The following is a 16,638-nucleotide window of genomic DNA, read 5'->3' on the forward strand; positions in this document are numbered from 1 at the left end:
ATGGCGAGGCCAGGACGGCCAGAACGAAACAGAGCAAACCGATCATTCGGCCAGCTTAGGTGATTCCATCACGGCATCAACTCGAATAAGGTTTTCGGTACACACACGGGGCGAATGCTGGATATCGCTGAACTTCTCGATCGAAAGCCCAAGCAATTGTCGGGTGGCCAGCGCCAGCGCGTGGCGATGGGGCGCGCTATCGTCCGCAATCCGAAGGTTTTCCTGTTCGACGAGCCGCTGTCCAACCTCGATGCCAAGCTGCGTGTACAGATGCGGATCGAGATCAAGAAAGTGCATCAGAAAGTCCGAACCACGACTGTCTATGTGACGCACGATCAGGTTGAAGCGATGACGCTAGCTGACCGGGTCTTGGTCATGAACCACGGTCGCATCGAACAGATAGGCACACCTAACGAACTTTATCATAAGCCGGCCACGCGTTTTGTGGCAGGGTTCATCGGCTCTCCTGCGATGAACTTCTTGCCCTGCGGGCTCGAAGACATCGCCGGCAGGCTGCATATCCGGCTGACCGACCGAATTGCCTTTCCTCTGCCGCCGGGTCGCGCGGCGCGATATCAAAATGTGGGGCGAAGCGAAAAGTTGCTGCTCGGCTTGCGGCCGGAACATATCACGGAAGCGAAAGCCCATCCAGAACCGGGAATTGAAGCCTTCGATGCTGTACTGGATGTGACCGAACCGATGGGAATGGAGACGCTGATTTACTTTACGCTCGAGGGTACGCAAATCTGCGGGCGGGTTAATCCCAACGCGGGCGCGCTCGATGGTGGCGCGCTCCGAATGGCAGTGGACCTCAACAATATGCACCTGCTAAGTGAGGTCACTGGCGCTGTGATTTGACGGTTGCTCCGCAAGGGGGACATTGGCGATGAAACTATTTTACGCGCCCGGTTCCTTATCTCTTTTACCCCATATCGTGCTCCGCGAGGTGGGGTTGCCGTTTACGGCCATCAAGATAAACGAACACACCAAGGTTATTGAAGGAGGTGGTGACTACAGGAAGGTGAACCCGTTGGGCTACGTGCCAGCGCTGGTGCTCGACGATGGCACGCTGCTCACCGAAGGGGCGGCCATCGTCCAATACATCGCGGATCGGGTGCCGTCCAAAAACCTCGCACCACCGAACGGCACAATAAAGCGGACGAGACTGCAGGCCTGCTTGAATTTTTTCTTGAGTGAAATGCACAAAGGCGGTTTTTCACTATGAGCTGCCAGCAGCGGACGCTTCCAGTGGCATCGGCTTGCAAATTCTAATCCAAACTTCAGCTTGCCTAATCGCTGTAGTTCTGGCCTGCTGGTTGACTCTCGCCGCGCACTGAGACCGGCGGCTCGTGACACGCGTGCATTGCAGTGATAGGAGGACATCATGAGACGACGACGCGTATTACACCTCGGGCTCGGCGGGATCGCTGCGCTCGGCGTCCTTTCCCGGACCGGAGCGCAGAGGGCGATGGCTGCTGATCGCCACGAAACATTCGTCTATGTATCGAACGCCGGCACCAAGGACATCTATGTCCTCGGCATGAACCGCGAAACCGGTGAGCTCACTATGGTCGAGAAGGTGCCGGTGCCTGGCTCGGAGAAGATCTCGCTGGTTAGCCTACCGATAGCGCTGGCTCCAAACAAGCGCTTCCTCTACGCGCAACTGCGCAGTGAGCCGTATCCGGTGTCGACGTTCTCCATCGACCACACCAACGGGAAGCTCACCCATCTCAATGCGGCACCATTGGTCGATCAGATGGCCTACATCAACGTCGATAAGACCGGCAAGCACCTGTTCGGCGCTTCCTATACCGGCGCCAAGGTGGCGGTCTACCCGATCGACGCGCGCCATATCGTCGAAGACAAGGCAACCCAGATTATCGACACCAGGCCGAAGCCCCATTGCGTCTTCATCGACGCCAGTAACAAGCATCTCTATGTGCCGGTGCTCGGGGCCGATTATATCATGCAGTTCAAGTTCGATGCCAGCACCGGCATGCTGACGCCCAACGATCCGCCCACAGTCGCCACCAAGGCCGGCGCCGGCCCGCGCCATTTCACCATCCACCCGAACGGCAAATGGGGTTATCTCATCACGGAGACGACCGCGACGATCGGCACCTATTCGATCGACAAGGATAAGGGAACCCTTACCGAGGCGGCATACGTCGACACCGGCGATTACAACCAAAAAGATTCGGCCTTCGCATCTGATATCCATATCACGCCGAACGGCAAATTCCTTTATGGAGCCGTGCGCACAACCAGCATGCTGCATGGGTACAAGATCGATCACGAGAAGGGCACACTGACTGGGATCGGCAAATGGCCGACCGAGAAGACCCCGCGCGGCTTCAATATTGATCCGCGCGGCAAATTCTTGCTGGCCGTGGGGCTGGATTCAGCGAGTCTAACCGTTCATGCGATCGACCAGGAGAGCGGCGAGCTGAAGAACGTCAGGCAGTATCCGATGGGCCAGCAGCCGAACTGGGTCGAGATCGTCGATAGGATCCACGACTAGCCGAACCTAATATGGTAACGGCCGCGCGTGACCCGGTCAGCCACCGGGTCACGCCGGTTCAAAAGTCCCTAGAACGGCTGCATCGCGTGCGCGGCTACGCTTGGTGCAACTCCTTTTAGGAGGTTGCGCCACAGGCCGTCAGAATTTTGGGTAGGATGCCTTTTCGGTTCACCAGCGCAGTCTGAGCCGTCACTTCACTTACTTGTCGGACGCCAATTCGCGATGGATCGGGTCAGGAACCGACCTTACCGTAATCTGGAGGTCGGCTGCAGTGTTGAACCCTGACTAAAAACTTCTTCGGTTCAGACCAGGGAACCCGATCATCAGACCCGCCCTGCAGTTTCCAGCACCACCTGCAGAATTTCGCGACAATTTTCGCGCATCCTAACGAGACGCAAGCACGCCAGAAAATAAATATTCATTTTCTAACCGCTAGAATTGGCGCGCTACGACGAAGAGCAGTTACACGTTCTGCAAGTCTCGAATTTGACTATCGTTTTTCGCTGCTGCTTTCGGCTTCTTCCTAAAAAAACAGCCGTGTCCTCAGCTTTTCACCCCGAAACGCCCGGCATTAGAGTCCGTCCGGAGACTTCAGGCCGGATTGCAGAGTTTTCTGAGCATGAGGCGGATTGAAGCGAGGCGCAAGAACGAGAGCGCTTTTGCCCCGTTCACGTCACAACCCGAAAATCCCTGGGGTTGTGACGTGAACTGGGTATCCATAGATAGTCGTCCGTGAAGAATTCCAAGGTAGAATCAAGCGGATCGAAAAGTAGCTGATTTCCGGAACGACCAGGACTCGAACCAAGAACGAAACGGAATCTGATCAGGGTTGAAGTCTGGCAACCGAAGCGACCGAGCGTTTTTGTGATCGAAGAAATTGCAAGGAACTGCAGATTACATCCTCCGATCCGGCGGCAAGGAAACATCGCTGCAAAAGGTCTGGCGCTGCTTTCGCAGCGCACATGACGAATCGAGCGACACAAAACCACGGGTACAGTGGATTGCCGGGACGAGCGTAAGTGGCTTATACTTTAGGCAACACAAAACAGCGGTTTTTAGCTGATCAGGGGGAAAACATGACGTCGTCCACGCTGCCGTCCCGGATTGCACCCGGCGCCTGCGGAGCTTTGATTCTTGGCGCAACGATTTTTGGCACAACCGCGCTCGCGCAAACGTCCCCACCATCCGCTCCCGCCGCCGCGTCGCAATTCCCGCCAACCGCAACGATCACCACGCCCGGCTATCCCGGAGTCGGGCCGGCCGATTTCAAGCTCCGCGTCGTGAATTTGCCCAACGGCAAGAAGATGCATCTGCTGCCGGCGACGCTCGACACCACCCAATGGGGTTGGTTCGATAACGCCCAGCCGCCGGTGCTTCGGGTGAACTCCGGCGACATCGTCGTCCTCGAAACCATGATGCACAGCCACAATCAGGTGGTTCCAGGCACGACGATCGAACAGATCAAAAAGACACGCACGGATTTTCCCGGCCGCGGGCCGCATACGCTGACCGGGCCGATCTATATCGAGGAAGCGCAGCCGGGCGATGTACTGAAGGTGACGCTCAACAAGATCGTGCCCCGCGCCTACGCCACGAACTTCAACGTCCCCGGCATGTTCGGCGAATTCCCGACACTCTATCCGGATGGCCAAGTCAAGTACGTCTATCTCGACCTCGACAAGATGACGACCGAGTTCCTTCCCGGCGTCGTGATTCCGCTCAAGCCGTTCCCCGGCACGCTCGCGGTGGCGCGCAAGGAACCCGGACGTTATAGCAGCGTGCCGCCCGGAGAGTTCGCCGGCAACATGGATATCCGCGATTTCGTGGCCGGCTCCTCGCTTTACGTGCCGGTCTATGTGCCGGGCGCTCTATTGTGGACTGGCGATTCCCACGCCGGCCAGGGCAATGGCGAAGTCAATCTCACGGCGCTGGAAACGGCTTACAAGGAATTCAACATCACCGTGGAAGTCATCAAGGGCAAGCCGCTGGACTTCCCGCGCATCGAGACCAAGAAGTCCTGGATCAGCATGGGCTTCGACCAGGATCTGAACAAGGCCTGGGCGCAAGCCAAGGCGCAAACCGTCAAATTGCTGGCCGAATTGCGCGGCGTTTCCGCCGAACAAGCCGAAAAACTGATGCCGACGGTTTCGGATTGCCGGGTCTCTCAGGTCGTCAACGTCAAGAAGGGCATCCACTGCCTCAGTTCGAAAACTCCACGCGAGGCGGAAGACCTGGAGCGTCCGACCAAGGAGACGTCGAAATATCTGGTTTCACACGCCAAGGACGCCGATCTGAACAAGGCAATGGACAACGCCTCGATGGGCATGATCAAGATGCTTGAGACCGAAAGGAAAATCGCCCGTCTGGACGCCTATGGCCTCGCCAGCGCTGCGATGGACTGCCGGATCGGCGCCATCTCCGACGCGGAGAAGAACGTTCACTGCCTGATGCCAAAGAGCCTCTGGGTCAAACAGTAAGGTGAATGCGAAGGGCCACCGTTGGCGGCCCTTCGCCGGTTCATAGCAATGTGGCTGTATCAGCTCTTTGCCGCCCTGTGCCTGGCGGGTTGTGTTTCTCTTGGACAAGCGGCGCCGGCGTGGGCGCAAGACCGTATTCGCGTCGTTGCCACGACGACGGATCTGCGCAGCCTGACCGAGGCGGTGGGCGGCGACCTGGTCGATGCGGTCAGCTTGGTGCCGGCCAATTTCGACGCCGAGGAATATCAGCCGAAGCCGCAGGACGTCCTTCGGTTGAAGGACGCGCGCCTCGTCGTGCGGGTCGGGCTCGATTACGACCTGTGGTTCGACCGCCTGCTCGAGGCAGCGGCTTCGCGCGAAATCAGGCGCGGTGGCCCCGGCTATGTCGATGCTTCCTGGGGAATAGCGCCGCTGGAGGTGCGCGGCGTCACCGTCGGACCCGGCGACGGCCACGCCCACGGCAGCGGCAATCCGCATTATTGGCTTGATCCAGAGAGCGCCGAGTTCATTACCGCCAACATCCTCTGGGGATTGGCGCGCATCGATCCGGCCAACACCAAGACCTTTGAGGCCAACCGGCAGGCATTTCTCGCGCGCCTTTCCGCAAAACTGACCGAATGGAAAGCCAGGCTGGCGCCGCTCAGGAGCATGCCGCTGATCGCCTATCACAACAGCTGGCCTTACTTCGCCCGCCGCTTTCGGTTGGATTTTGCGGATTTCCTCGAGATCAAGCCAGGCGTGCCGTCGACGCCGTCGCATCTCGCCGGCATCATTCAGAGGACGCGGGAGCGCGGGGTGCGCCTTGTGGTACGCGAGCCGCGTGAGCCGGAACGAGACGTTGCCTTTGTAGCGGCAAAGACAGGAGCATCGGTGGTAGTGCTGGCCGCCTCCGTGGGCGCGCTGCCGGGCACGAGTGACTATATGCAGTTGTTCGACACCAACGTCGCAGCGCTCGTCGACGCGGCTGCGTCAAGATGATCGAGGCGCTCGGATTTCTCTGGCCATCCTTCCTGGTCGCGGTGTGTCTTGTCGGCATCCACACTTACTTCGGGATCCAGGTACTCGCCCGCAATGTCATATTCGTCGATCTCGCGCTGGCCCAGATCGCAGCGCTCGGCGCGACCGTTGCGTTCATGCTCGGCCATCCCGCGCAGAGTCTGGCGACCTACGGCTATTCACTGACCTTCACATTTCTGGCGGCCGTGTTGCTGGCATTCACGCGCGCCTGGGCAACGCGCATTCCTCAGGAAGCGCTCATTGGCGTCATCTACGTGGTTGCGGCGGCCGCTTCGATCTTGCTGATCGACCGGGCCCCGCAGGGCGCCGAGCATCTCAAGCAGATATTGACCGGGAATATCCTCACCAGCGGTCTCAACGAAATCGCCGTGATCGTGCCGCTCTATCTGGCCGTGGCGCTGGTTCATTTTCTTTTGCGCCAAGGGCTGGCGCAATCCAGTTCGCTGTTCTGGGAATTCGTGTTTTACGCGACCTTCGGCATAGTCGTGACCAGTTCGGTCGCGCTCGCCGGTGTGCTTCTGGTATTTTCGTTCCTGATCATCCCCGCCGCGATCGGCGTGATGTTCGATTCATCCCTACCAAGGCAACTCGCGATCGGATGGGTCGCGGGCATCTTGACCAGTGCCGCAGGATTTGCCGCATCGTTTGCGTTCGATCTCCCGACCGGCGCCGCCATCGTCTGTGCCTTCGGTGTCGCGCTCGCGCTGGCGGGGCTGGCCTACCCCTTCGTTCGCGGCGATCGCGTCCTTGCGCTTAAAATCACTGTCAGTACGGTGTGCTGGGCTGTTGCTGCGCTGATCGCCGGCTCGGCCATCCAATTGGCTATTGCGCCCCGCGCCGACCTGCCGCTCATCGACATGCTCGAACACGCGGCGCCTTCATTGCGCAATCTGTATTTCACGAAGACCGAGGCAATCGCCTATCAGGACGCCGATGAATACGCCGAACGTCACCGTTTGGCGGCGGAGCAATTGATCGAGCAGGAACGACGAAGCCGCACCCAAGGTGAGGCCCTGGATGAGGCAGCGATGCAGCGGATTTCCTCGTTCCTGAAATCCTACGCCGAAATGCGCAAAGGCGAGCAATTCGTGATGAGCGAAGTCCGCGCTCGCGCGCGGGAGCGCGTGCGCTGGAGCGTGAGCCTGGGCTTGCTGGCCGCAGCCCTGCTGCTTGCGCCGCTTCCCTGGCGTCGCCTTTGGACGCGATTGTCACGCTAACTACGCGCGGCCGGAAGAACATTTCGACATGCGCTGTCGCTTCAGGTCCAAAGTGTCCACGTTGCACAGCGATGTGCATTGGTCAGCACGACTGACCGATGGGATACCCGGTTAGGCAGACTTGATGACCGGAGCAAATCGGCGCAAAGTCAACCCGCAGGGGTGCTAACGGGCCAACGATCTGGCCAACGGTCGCGTATCAATGACTGTTACATCGATAAGCCGAATAGTCGTTCCGTCTCTGGCGCTTGTTGCGGCATGTGGTGCAGCGCTTGTCTTCGGCATCACGCACCTACGGCGCGAGCCGCCGCTTGAAACTAGAGCCGCCGCAACCGCCGCGCCGGCGGTTTCGCCGCCTGCATCGGGCGCTCGAGATGAAGGCTCGGCCGCGCTCGCAACGGCACAAGCTGAAGCAAACGCCGTGGCGGCTGCACCTGCCGTATCGCCCCGCTCGCCGGACACCGATGAGCCCGTGCCCGTCTTCGACATTGCCCGCATTGAGCGAACGGGTGACGCGGTCATTGCCGGCAGGGCTGCGCCAGGCGCGATCGTAGAACTGTTGCGCAACGGCGAGCGCCATGATCAAGCGGTCGCAGATCAATCCGGACAATTCGTCATGGTCCCTCCCCGGCTTCCCCCTGGGGACTACGAGCTGACGTTGAGGTCCAGACAGCCGGACGGCAAGCAGGCAATATCCAAACAGAGCGTGGTGGTCGCGCTAGCCGAGGTGGAGTCCAGCTCCGGCGCGGTGCGATCGCGCGCCGAGGTGCCGTTCAATGTTCCGGAGACGGTGGGGGCAAACCGTTCCGTGCTGGATCAGGCCGTTGGGTCTTCTCAAGCGCACCAGTCCTCCCAGCCTCCTTTGCAAATTGCGAAGCGGCAGGACATTGCCGTTTCACAGCTGCCGCACGCGACTGCCGCCACCCCTCTGTCAGACGGAGGCTCACCGTCCGCCGTGGTCGTGCCCAAGATCGCGACCACGGTCGTATCCCGTGGGGACAGCCTCTGGCGCATCAGCCGTGTCACCTACGGCGCGGGCATGCGATACGCAGTCGTTTACAAAGCGAACCATGACCAAATTCGAAATCCAAATCGAATTTATCCCGGCCAGATCTTTGTCCTTCCTATGAAAGAGCGCTGAAAAGTGGCGGCAATTCCAGCGCCTGCACGAGGGATCGTTGCGCGCCTTTTTTGCTCGCGCTCGACCATGCGCGGCTCGCCATCGCCATGCGAATCTTGCGCAAATCCATATCGGGTGGAACCCGGTCGGATGCCACCTTCGACGGAAAGGAATTGACCGGGTGAGAGACGCTAACGTTGGCCATGGGAGACCCTCCGTTCGCTGGCATACCGAGCCCCGGCCCAGGATGGCGAGCCGGATCGCAATATCTCTTTAGGGGTGAGATCGCCGATGCAGGTTGACGTGGATCAACCGCGGAAGCGCATTAACGCTCCAACCAAGCTGGGATAGACCCTTGGGCCCGGCTTATCCAAGCATCACTGGGCCGTCGCGGCGGTGCACGACGGCTCGGCGAATTGGCTTGGCCGCAGACATGGCCAAGAATGCAGCTCCGAATGTTGTCTCCTGCCCAAGCCATAAATCAACCGGGGCAAGGAGCCGCGCCGCCACGCCGCACGGCGGATAGTGCACGGCTCCGTGTATCGCAACGACACGCAGCCCGCCGCCTCTGCGAGCCTCCGGAGGTCCGCCGCCGTCCGGAACTTCACTGCGCGCCAGACCGGATGCCCCAGCCAGCCGCGCATGCGCCGTTGCGCGGCCCAAAGGCTCCAGCGTCCGAGTTCGCCGACGACAAGCCGTCCTTCGGGCTGGAGCACGCGGGTGAAGTGGATGCACTCTTTTATCTCCGGTATTGCCGCAAAACGCGATGCGACCAACGTACCCGATTTCTCGTCATGCGCAATCTGCTCAAATATTGATTAGTCGCTTTTTGCGAGCCGCCGTCGTGCTCAAAGCTAATCAGCCAATTCGCGAGCCCTACCGACGCTTCTGCTTCTTTATCCAGATCGCGTTCCCGGAATGAAAACCGATCCAGTGTATGAAGTAGCTACGCGACACGCAGTTCGATCAAATTTCCGGAGGCGGGTTCTGTCATTGTCGCCCCGGTTTTGAGGTATTTTCGACCCGGCTCAAATCTTCGGAGGGACGGCACCATACTTCCTCCTCCGACTGAGATTCGTTGCGCTGACTCAACATATAACAGTAAAGACGGCTTAGAGTAGGAGGTGTTGGTGTAATATCACGCTCTAAGGATACTCGCGAAATGGAACGCGTTCGGCTCGATTCTCCGCATGGCCAGAGCGCCACCGAGGTACTCGCTGCGTTGAATGTGTCTTTCGCCTCCGGTCTTTCCGACCATGAGGCGGAGCAACGGCTCTCGGTCTACGGAGCCAACGCGATTGGCTCGCGGCAAAAGGTCGGACTAATTTCCGTCCTGGTTCATCAGTTTCAGAGTCTTGTGGTCGCGCTGCTGGCCGTTGCCGCTGCGGTAGCGTTCTACTTTCGGGAATGGGAGCAAGGCGGCGCAATCGTTGGCGTCCTGATCCTCAATACCGCGATCGGCTTCGTCACCGAAATCAAGGCCGTTCGATCGATCGAGGCCATCAGAGCGCTCGGAAGCCGTTCGGCCAGGGTGCTCCGAGGCGGGCACACACGCCTCATTCCGGCGGAGCGGTTGGTGCCGGGAGATATTGTCCTGCTCGATGCCGGAGATGTTATTTCAGCGGACTTGCGGCTGGTGGAGGCCGCCGACCTTGATGCGGATGAGTCGACGCTGACCGGCGAGTCGGTACGTGTCAGCAAATCGGTCGCTCCGGTCGAGGTTAGCGCGCGCGTTGCCGATCGCACGTCGATGCTCTTCAGGGGGACCAATATAACGCGCGGCAGCGGCACCGGCGTCGTTGTAGCGACCGGCATGGACACCGAACTCGGCCATATCTCCAGGCTGGTCGCAGAGGCAGAGCCCGAAGCGTCGCCCCTTGAGCAGAAGCTCGCATTGCTATCAGGACAACTTGTCTGGCTCACGCTCGCCCTGACCGCATTGATCGGCGGGATCGGGCTGCTGCAAGGCAAGGACGCCTTCCTGATGGTCGAAGCCGCCATTGCGCTCGCCGTCGCGGCTATCCCGGAAGGCTTACCCATCGTAGCCACCCTCGCGCTGGCGCGCGGCATGTGGCGGATGGCGCGCAAGAATGCCTTAATCGAACGTCTGTCGGCAGTTGAGACGCTCGGTGCCACGACTGTCATCCTCACCGACAAGACGGGAACTCTGACAGAGAATCGAATGACGGTCCGCAGGATCTGGCTTCTATCGGGCGAATTGCGCCTGGGAAAGATAGGCTTTGAACTCGCTGACGGGAGCGCGCCAGTTCGGCCGGACACTGTTTTTCAGCTTGAGTGCCTGTTCAAGGTTGCGGTGCTTTGCAACAACGCGACGCTGGGGCACGTTCCCGCCGAAGACAGCGGCGATCCCATGGAGCTTGCGCTGTTGCGCGCGGGCCGGCTTGCCGGGTTCGATCGCCGCGGGCTGCTGAGCGAAAGCCCGGAAATCAGGGAGCATGCCTTCGACACCGTCAGGAAAATGATGGCAACGGTGCATCGTCGCGGCGACGGCTATCTCTTTGCGATAAAAGGCGCGCCGGAATCCGTGCTCGCCGGTGCGGTATGCATCGCGGGGGAGGACCGCGAGGTCGCCCTTGATGAGACGACGCGCCTCGAGTGGCTCGCGCGCGTTGCCTCGCTTGGCGCCAATGGGCTCCGCGTGCTTGCCTTTGCCAAGCGGACCCGACCACGCTCTGGTGATCCGGCCTTCGAGGCTTTGACTTTTCTGGGTCTCGTTGGGCTTGAGGATCCGCCGAGAGCCGATGTGCCTGATGCGATAGCTGCGTGCAACGCCGCAGGCATCAGGGTGATCATGATCACGGGCGATCATTCGGTTACCGCACACAGCATTGCCAGACTTGTGGGGCTCGGCGGCGAGTCACCGCGCATCGTCGAAGGTCATAAACTGATCAGCGTCGACGGCAAGATCAGCGAGCAATTCCTGCAGAACGATATATTCGCTCGCGTGAGCCCGACGGAGAAGTTGAATCTCGTACGCTCCTACCAAGCCGCCGGGGAGATTGTTGCGGTGACCGGAGACGGGGTTAACGACGCGCCGGCGTTGCGGCAAGCGGATATCGGCGTCGCCATGGGGCTCAGGGGTACCGACGTGGCGCGCGAAGCGGCTGCGATGATCCTGCTTGACGACGCCTTCCCGACGATTGTCGAGGCGATCCGGAATGGGCGCGTCATCTTTGGCAATATCCGCCGCTTTGCGACCTACCTTTTATCCTGCAATCTCGGTGAGGTTTCGATTGTCGGCATTGCAATGGTCTCCGGACTGCCGTTGCCGCTTCTTCCTCTGCAAATCCTATTCCTGAACCTTGTTACGGACGTCTTTCCGGCCTTTGCCCTGGCCATGGGCGAGGGCGAGAGCGACATTCTGAAGCGTCCGCCGCGCGATCCGAAGGAGCCGATTCTTGGCCGTGCCCAGTGGCTCGCTATTGTGCTGTACGGCTCCACGCTGACCGCCGCAACGTTCGGAGCGCTCGCCCTGGCCCGTCTCGGGCTCGGGCTGGATGAGCGGGCGACGGTGACAGTTACATTCCTGACCCTGGCTTTTGGCCAACTCTGGCACGTTTTCAACATGCACCATCCATCGTCGCGGCTGATCCTCAATGAAATCAGCCGGAATCCGTGGATATGGGCGGCGCTTGCGCTCTGCGCCGGCATTCTACTGACCGCGACTTATGTCCCAAGCCTGTCTTTCATGCTTCATTTGGTGGCACCAGACATCAGGATGTGGGGAATTGTCTTCGCGATGAGCGTCGCTCCCCTGCTCGCAGGGCCAATCGTAAGGCGCCTTGTTCGCCGATATGAACCAGGAATGTGATCAACTCGTTTCGTCTCGAAATCACGGAGCCGGCTGAATTCAGCTCAACAACCTTCAGCGTATTACTCTCCCCCGTCATCGGTGCCACCGCTATGGCAACGTCTTCAGTCAGTGTCATAACAAATGCATTACACTTGAGACGCGTAAGGCTGGATGAAGGTGCATGATGGAGCAAGTTGCCGAATTGAGGCTACGGTCGTGGAGTCCCGGCGTCGGGGCTTCATGCTTATCGGCACGTTAAGCCGTCGATCAACCAATTGCCTTAACCTCCCGCCGATGCCCGGCGTATTTGCGTTGCACCGGGCCCCAGACCTGCTCGCATAGCGGAGTCAGTTCGTGTCTTGGGATCAACGGTTTTCCGATCCGATTATGTGCTGGGCGGGATGACGTAGCGCAAGCATCTCCTTGTAGCTATAGGCGCTTTTCGAACCTCGCGCGATCTTCGTTCTTCAGTCGGTAATTGGTTGATCCGGATCAAAGACCACGATGTCGCCGGGGTGTTTACTAATCAATGCCGTCTAAAGACTAAAGCCGCTGGTGAATCCCAGGGACGGTTGTGAGCCTGAAGGGAAGATGCAGATGATCTCGAAAAGAATTTTTGGCTTTTTCGCTGTTGCTGGACTGCTTATCATCGCGGCACCGAGCGAGCGTGCCATGGCGCTGTCGCTGATCAATCCCGGCGCGGTGGCGGCTCAGGAAGAGTCCGGGAAGCTGACGACAGAGGTGCACTGGCGCCATGGCTGGCACCGCCACCATGGCTGGCATCGGCACTATTGGCATCACCGTCATTGGCGTCACTGGTAAACGCGGTTAGATTTGGGCCGCCCCGCTTAAGGAGCATGTCGGCGCCGCTTCGTTTGCGAAGGTGTTGTTGTCGATCCGCCAAAAAAAGTGCGGGTGGAGAAAAGCGGCGACAGCTTCTCATCCAGCGCATGATAGGCAGCATGCAAACCAGTGTGGGCATGCGCTCTGAATAAAAGGTTGCCAGCAACCGATGTGGTCTGGAAGCCGGCGCGCCCGCCCGCCAATGCGGCGGCGTATTGATCGAGGTGTCGTGGCGGACAGATGGGACCGCTCTCAGCGCCCCCCTACGCAATCGATAGGCTCTGATCTGGTCGCCGCTTCTTATTCTCTGTAGCGGCAATATTCGTCGCCGTTTTCGTACTCCACGCAGATTTTCACGCGTCGCCGGGGCCGGTCTTCATCAAAGTAACCCCTGCCAACCCTATCTCGGTCTGAGCGGTCCCGGTCTCGATCCCCTCGCTCACTGTATCGTCCGCGATCCATGTCGCGATCGCCACCTGCCTCACGGTCGCGATGCATTCTCCAGTGTGGACCCATTTCACGGTAATCGCGGCCCATACGGTCGTCGTCGCCGCGACGCATCATCCCGCCGCGACCCATCTCACGGTCGTCAGCCTTCGGTTGGTCGCGGTCGGTTCGTTGATCCCGCGGCTGCTGGGAGTTCTGGCTGAGCGGGAGCTCCGGCCTGCGGAGCTGCAACCGGAGCTTTTCCATCTTGTTGGGCGAATGAGGGTGAGAGGCTTGACGAGGCGAGTAAGATAGTGGCGAGGACAAAAACACGCATGATATTTTCCTCCGTCAGGGTGTGACCGTAACAACTCAATCAAGCTCACGTTCCCGCATTCGCTTTCTCAAGACTGCTGCAAGCGGAACTCCGCCGCAGCTTTTACCGTCGATCTACGCGCACTCTTGCGGTCCCGCTGCCAATCATACCAAGTTCACGTGCTGCCGCGGTGCTGACATCGATAATGCGCCCCCGACCATACGGGCCGCGATCGTTTATCCGCACGGTTACCGAACGCCCGTTGCTCATGTTCGTCACTAGGACCTTTGTGCCGAATGGCAACGTTCGATGAGCGGCTGTGTAACCATTTGGGCCTGATACCTCGCCACTGGCGGTCCGACCGCCGCGATAATATGCAGCGTGCCCAGTCTCGCCGAGAACGGGCGCGGACGCCGCTATCCCAGCCAGCAACGCGAAAAAATTGGCAACGAAAACTTTTCCGGCCATGCTCAAGCTATTCCGCGAAGTCCTAAAAATAATTGTTGCCGTTCACCTTCTCTGACCTGAACGTTCGCAGTTCAAACCCGCCGTTCTTTGGAACCGTCGATTACTTTGGACCTCTCGATCACTGGGGTTGTCGTTGATGCAGATCAATCTGCGCGGCTTTATTTCGCGCGGTAGGGCGGGAACTTTTGCCCGCTGACCCTATTTGTTGCTCGTCCGATGTCGGGCGCACAAAAATTGGTGAACACCATGACCAAAATTCTCTTAGCGACGGTCGCCATCTTCGCATTCTCTGCACCCTCATTCGCGCAAACGCCCACGACAACCGGCCAGGCGCCCCCATCGTTCTACTTGGCTCAGGACACCGCGAGTATGAAATGTCAGATCGTCGAGACCCAGCCTGTTGCTGGCGGCAGCATGAAGGTCGTCGGTGCTGCTCACTTGACAAAGGCATCAGCAGAGGCGGCTTTGAAAGCTGACAAAACTTGCAAGTAACTAAGTGACGGCGCGGGTACAAGGGCGGGTCTATTGGTTCGCCTAGAACGCCGAAACAACTGACCCGTCGCGCCATAACCGCCTTGAAGAGAGCCCTCAGGTTGAGGTTCGCTGAGATTTTCTGCCAACCACCAGGTGCATCGTATTTACGATAATTGCAATCACCAGAAGGCCAGCGGCACGCAAGAGATTTGCCGCTTGAGGTCTCCAAAAACGATAGGATACGGCCATGAACCAGCAGACAATGAAACGCGCGGCTGCCGTCGCGGTCTTCGGTGCGGTGATGCTCGGCTCGGTGCTCCCTTCGGGGGCTGCTCCGGTCGCGTCGAACATGACTCTTTTGAAACAAGCGGCTTCGTCGTCTGACGTGACTGACGTCCGCTACTATCGCCGCTACTATCGCGGTCGCGCCTATTACGGCAATCCAGGGGCCGCAATTGGCCTTGGCATCTTGGGTGCTGCGGCTGGGGCCGCCGCCTATGGGGCCTATGGGCCGGGCTACTACGGCGGGCCGGGCTACTACGGCGGGCCAGGCTACTACGGCGCCCCCTATCGCCGCGGCTATTACTACCCGTATTGAGGGCACGATTGGCGTTGTTTGGGCGTGGCAATCTCTGTCACAGACCAGTCCCACTCAACGCAATTGCAATAAACTCTAGAGTGCGATCGCTCGGAATCACGATCGCGCTCAACGGTTCAGCCGGCCGCGACGGGCGGTTGGGTGGTTCTAATCCGGTCTGCCGCATCAAAACGACCCGGCAATGAAAACCCGCCGGCGTCGTGTTTAATCTGAAAATATGGAGATACACCATGGACTGGAACCGAGCTGAAGGTAACTGGAAAGAGTTCCGAGGCAAAGTGAAGGAAAAATGGGGCAAGCTTACTGACGACGATCTCACTGCGATCAACGGCAAACGCGACCAGCTAGAAGGTCGGCTTCAACAGCGATATGGGTTTGCGAGAGATCAGGTTCGCAAGGACATTGATAGTTGGTTTTCTACCCTCAAGTAAGTTTTTAACTGAAGTCGGGGTTCTTAATCCCCGGCCATTATCTCATGCATCCCCAGAATGGGCCTGCAGGCTTGAGATCGCGTTGGATTGTTGCCTTATCTCGCCCAGCACAAAATGGACGTCGTAATGCGTCGGATGTCGCGCGTCGTGCTTCGGGAGACTTCCTCCAGCCGACGACTATCCTATCCACTTGACGTAGACCAAAGATACCCGACAAGAATGCGCTAAAAAGCAAACAACGAATTGTGGCCTATGATGCCCCCTCGCAGGTCCACAAGACGTGAGACATGTGTAAAACCAATCGACCTCGGTGTGCCCCACACCGAGGTTCGTTTGTTTTATGGCAGGCAAAAGTCCGCCACCGCGATAAGTTACCAGAGGCCGTAGATCCATTTCGCGCCGAGGACGGTCTCCCAGACCGCCGCAAACTCGACCGCCAGCACGATGACGCTGGCCAGCAGGGCTATCGAGAGTAGGAGTCCGTCCTCCTCGAGATAGGCCAGCGAGATCAGCGCGATCACGAGGGCGGGGACGACGTTGCTCAGAGGGACCGGAGTGAATAGCAGGGTGATGTTCAGCAGCACCACGACGGCGCCGACGAGACGCTTGGTCGCCTCGAGCTGAGTGGGCCAGCGCGGATGGATGAGCTTCTCGAGATACCTCAGCACTGGCACAGCTCGCTGCACCAGAGCGGCGAGGTGTCGCGTTGGCAATGGACGGACGGCGATGCGGCGTGGGAACACCGGCATGTGCTGGCCCGCGATCATCTGGAACGCGGGGATCATGAGCAGCAGGCCGGCTACGATCGAAACACCCGGTGCGATTGCGACCACAGCGAGCAGGAGCATGATGAGGCCGAAGGAGCGCTTGTGCAGGCGGCCCATTAGCCAGCCCAGGGTAAAGTGATCAGTCGGCG

Annotated in this window: 14 protein-coding genes and 1 pseudogene; 12 read left to right on the forward strand and 3 right to left on the reverse strand. The window is 59.3% G+C overall.

Annotated features, from left to right (window positions below; translation table 11 throughout):
- Window positions 1–111: 111 nt before the first annotated feature.
- The 7 genes and pseudogenes from E8A46_RS18275 to E8A46_RS18305 all read left to right on the forward strand — a co-directional run.
- Window positions 112–858 (forward strand): annotated as a pseudogene (locus E8A46_RS18275) (ATP-binding cassette domain-containing protein); the annotation flags it as partial.
- Between the two features lie 28 nt (window positions 859–886).
- Window positions 887–1,225: a glutathione S-transferase N-terminal domain-containing protein gene (locus E8A46_RS18280; RefSeq protein WP_291563855.1), complete on the forward strand. Its 339-nt coding sequence runs from the start codon at window positions 887–889 to the stop codon at window positions 1,223–1,225.
- A 159-nt stretch (window positions 1,226–1,384) separates the two neighbouring features.
- On the forward strand, window positions 1,385–2,521 hold the full coding sequence (locus E8A46_RS18285) for a lactonase family protein (RefSeq protein ID WP_291563857.1): 1,137 nt from the start codon (window positions 1,385–1,387) through the stop codon (window positions 2,519–2,521).
- 1,076 nt (window positions 2,522–3,597) lie between these two features.
- Window positions 3,598–4,998 carry an acetamidase/formamidase family protein gene (locus tag E8A46_RS18290; RefSeq protein WP_291563858.1) on the forward strand — a complete coding sequence of 467 codons (1,401 nt, stop codon included), beginning with the start codon at window positions 3,598–3,600 and terminating at the stop codon, window positions 4,996–4,998.
- Window positions 4,999–5,046: 48 nt separating this feature from the next.
- Window positions 5,047–5,976 carry a metal ABC transporter substrate-binding protein gene (locus tag E8A46_RS18295; RefSeq protein WP_291563860.1) on the forward strand — a complete coding sequence of 310 codons (930 nt, stop codon included), beginning with the start codon at window positions 5,047–5,049 and terminating at the stop codon, window positions 5,974–5,976.
- On the forward strand, window positions 5,973–7,232 hold the full coding sequence (locus E8A46_RS18300; protein WP_291563863.1) for a metal ABC transporter permease: 1,260 nt from the start codon (window positions 5,973–5,975) through the stop codon (window positions 7,230–7,232). Before E8A46_RS18295 ends, E8A46_RS18300 begins: the two co-directional genes overlap by 4 nt.
- 202 nt (window positions 7,233–7,434) lie before the next feature.
- Complete coding sequence (locus E8A46_RS18305; RefSeq protein ID WP_291563866.1) at window positions 7,435–8,373, forward strand: LysM peptidoglycan-binding domain-containing protein; 939 nt, start codon at window positions 7,435–7,437, stop codon at window positions 8,371–8,373.
- On the opposite strand, the gene E8A46_RS18310 is transcribed toward E8A46_RS18305, so the two are convergent.
- Window positions 8,357–8,557: a hypothetical protein gene (locus tag E8A46_RS18310; RefSeq protein WP_291563869.1), complete on the reverse strand. Its 201-nt coding sequence runs from the start codon at window positions 8,555–8,557 to the stop codon at window positions 8,357–8,359. The two genes, E8A46_RS18305 and E8A46_RS18310, sit on opposite strands and share 17 nt — an antisense overlap.
- A 957-nt stretch (window positions 8,558–9,514) precedes the next feature.
- Between E8A46_RS18310 and E8A46_RS18315 the strand changes: the two genes are divergently transcribed.
- Window positions 9,515–12,184, forward strand: a complete 2,670-nt coding sequence (locus tag E8A46_RS18315; RefSeq protein ID WP_291563872.1) for a cation-transporting P-type ATPase — start codon at window positions 9,515–9,517, stop codon at window positions 12,182–12,184.
- 579 nt (window positions 12,185–12,763) lie between these two features.
- On the forward strand, window positions 12,764–12,988 hold the full coding sequence (locus tag E8A46_RS18320; protein WP_291563922.1) for a hypothetical protein: 225 nt from the start codon (window positions 12,764–12,766) through the stop codon (window positions 12,986–12,988).
- 886 nt (window positions 12,989–13,874) lie between these two features.
- Here E8A46_RS18320 and E8A46_RS18325 read toward each other — a convergent pair.
- Window positions 13,875–14,219, reverse strand: a complete 345-nt coding sequence (locus tag E8A46_RS18325; RefSeq protein WP_291563924.1) for a septal ring lytic transglycosylase RlpA family protein — start codon at window positions 14,217–14,219, stop codon at window positions 13,875–13,877.
- A 246-nt stretch (window positions 14,220–14,465) separates the two neighbouring features.
- Between E8A46_RS18325 and E8A46_RS18330 the strand changes: the two genes are divergently transcribed.
- From E8A46_RS18330 to E8A46_RS18340, 3 genes are all read left to right on the forward strand, one after another.
- On the forward strand, window positions 14,466–14,711 hold the full coding sequence (locus E8A46_RS18330; RefSeq protein ID WP_291563926.1) for a hypothetical protein: 246 nt from the start codon (window positions 14,466–14,468) through the stop codon (window positions 14,709–14,711).
- A 229-nt stretch (window positions 14,712–14,940) separates the two neighbouring features.
- Window positions 14,941–15,291 carry a hypothetical protein gene (locus E8A46_RS18335; protein WP_291563928.1) on the forward strand — a complete coding sequence of 117 codons (351 nt, stop codon included), beginning with the start codon at window positions 14,941–14,943 and terminating at the stop codon, window positions 15,289–15,291.
- A gap of 230 nt (window positions 15,292–15,521) precedes the next feature.
- The gene (locus E8A46_RS18340) at window positions 15,522–15,722 is read left to right on the forward strand and encodes a CsbD family protein (protein WP_291563930.1); all 201 of its coding nucleotides are present in this window, start codon (window positions 15,522–15,524) and stop codon (window positions 15,720–15,722) included.
- 371 nt (window positions 15,723–16,093) lie between these two features.
- On the opposite strand, the gene E8A46_RS18345 is transcribed toward E8A46_RS18340, so the two are convergent.
- The coding region (locus E8A46_RS18345) for an exopolysaccharide biosynthesis protein (RefSeq protein ID WP_291563932.1) at window positions 16,094–16,638 on the reverse strand (545 nt) is incomplete at its 5' end.

It is taken from the genome of Bradyrhizobium sp. (assembly GCF_004799445.1).
GTDB lineage: Bacteria > Pseudomonadota > Alphaproteobacteria > Rhizobiales > Xanthobacteraceae > Bradyrhizobium.

Coding starts and splice junctions, on each gene's coding strand:
- E8A46_RS18310 (WP_291563869.1), bottom strand. CDS start 8,557: ATGGCCAACGTTAGCGTCTCTCACCCGGTCAATTCCTTTCCGTCGAAG.
- E8A46_RS18300 (WP_291563863.1), top strand. CDS start 5,973: ATGATCGAGGCGCTCGGATTTCTCTGGCCATCCTTCCTGGTCGCGGTG.
- E8A46_RS18320 (WP_291563922.1), top strand. CDS start 12,764: ATGATCTCGAAAAGAATTTTTGGCTTTTTCGCTGTTGCTGGACTGCTT.
- E8A46_RS18325 (WP_291563924.1), bottom strand. CDS start 14,219: ATGGCCGGAAAAGTTTTCGTTGCCAATTTTTTCGCGTTGCTGGCTGGG.
- E8A46_RS18305 (WP_291563866.1), top strand. CDS start 7,435: ATGACTGTTACATCGATAAGCCGAATAGTCGTTCCGTCTCTGGCGCTT.
- E8A46_RS18285 (WP_291563857.1), top strand. CDS start 1,385: ATGAGACGACGACGCGTATTACACCTCGGGCTCGGCGGGATCGCTGCG.
- E8A46_RS18290 (WP_291563858.1), top strand. CDS start 3,598: ATGACGTCGTCCACGCTGCCGTCCCGGATTGCACCCGGCGCCTGCGGA.
- E8A46_RS18335 (WP_291563928.1), top strand. CDS start 14,941: ATGAACCAGCAGACAATGAAACGCGCGGCTGCCGTCGCGGTCTTCGGT.
- E8A46_RS18280 (WP_291563855.1), top strand. CDS start 887: ATGAAACTATTTTACGCGCCCGGTTCCTTATCTCTTTTACCCCATATC.
- E8A46_RS18315 (WP_291563872.1), top strand. CDS start 9,515: ATGGAACGCGTTCGGCTCGATTCTCCGCATGGCCAGAGCGCCACCGAG.
- E8A46_RS18340 (WP_291563930.1), top strand. CDS start 15,522: ATGGACTGGAACCGAGCTGAAGGTAACTGGAAAGAGTTCCGAGGCAAA.
- E8A46_RS18295 (WP_291563860.1), top strand. CDS start 5,047: ATGTGGCTGTATCAGCTCTTTGCCGCCCTGTGCCTGGCGGGTTGTGTT.
- E8A46_RS18330 (WP_291563926.1), top strand. CDS start 14,466: ATGACCAAAATTCTCTTAGCGACGGTCGCCATCTTCGCATTCTCTGCA.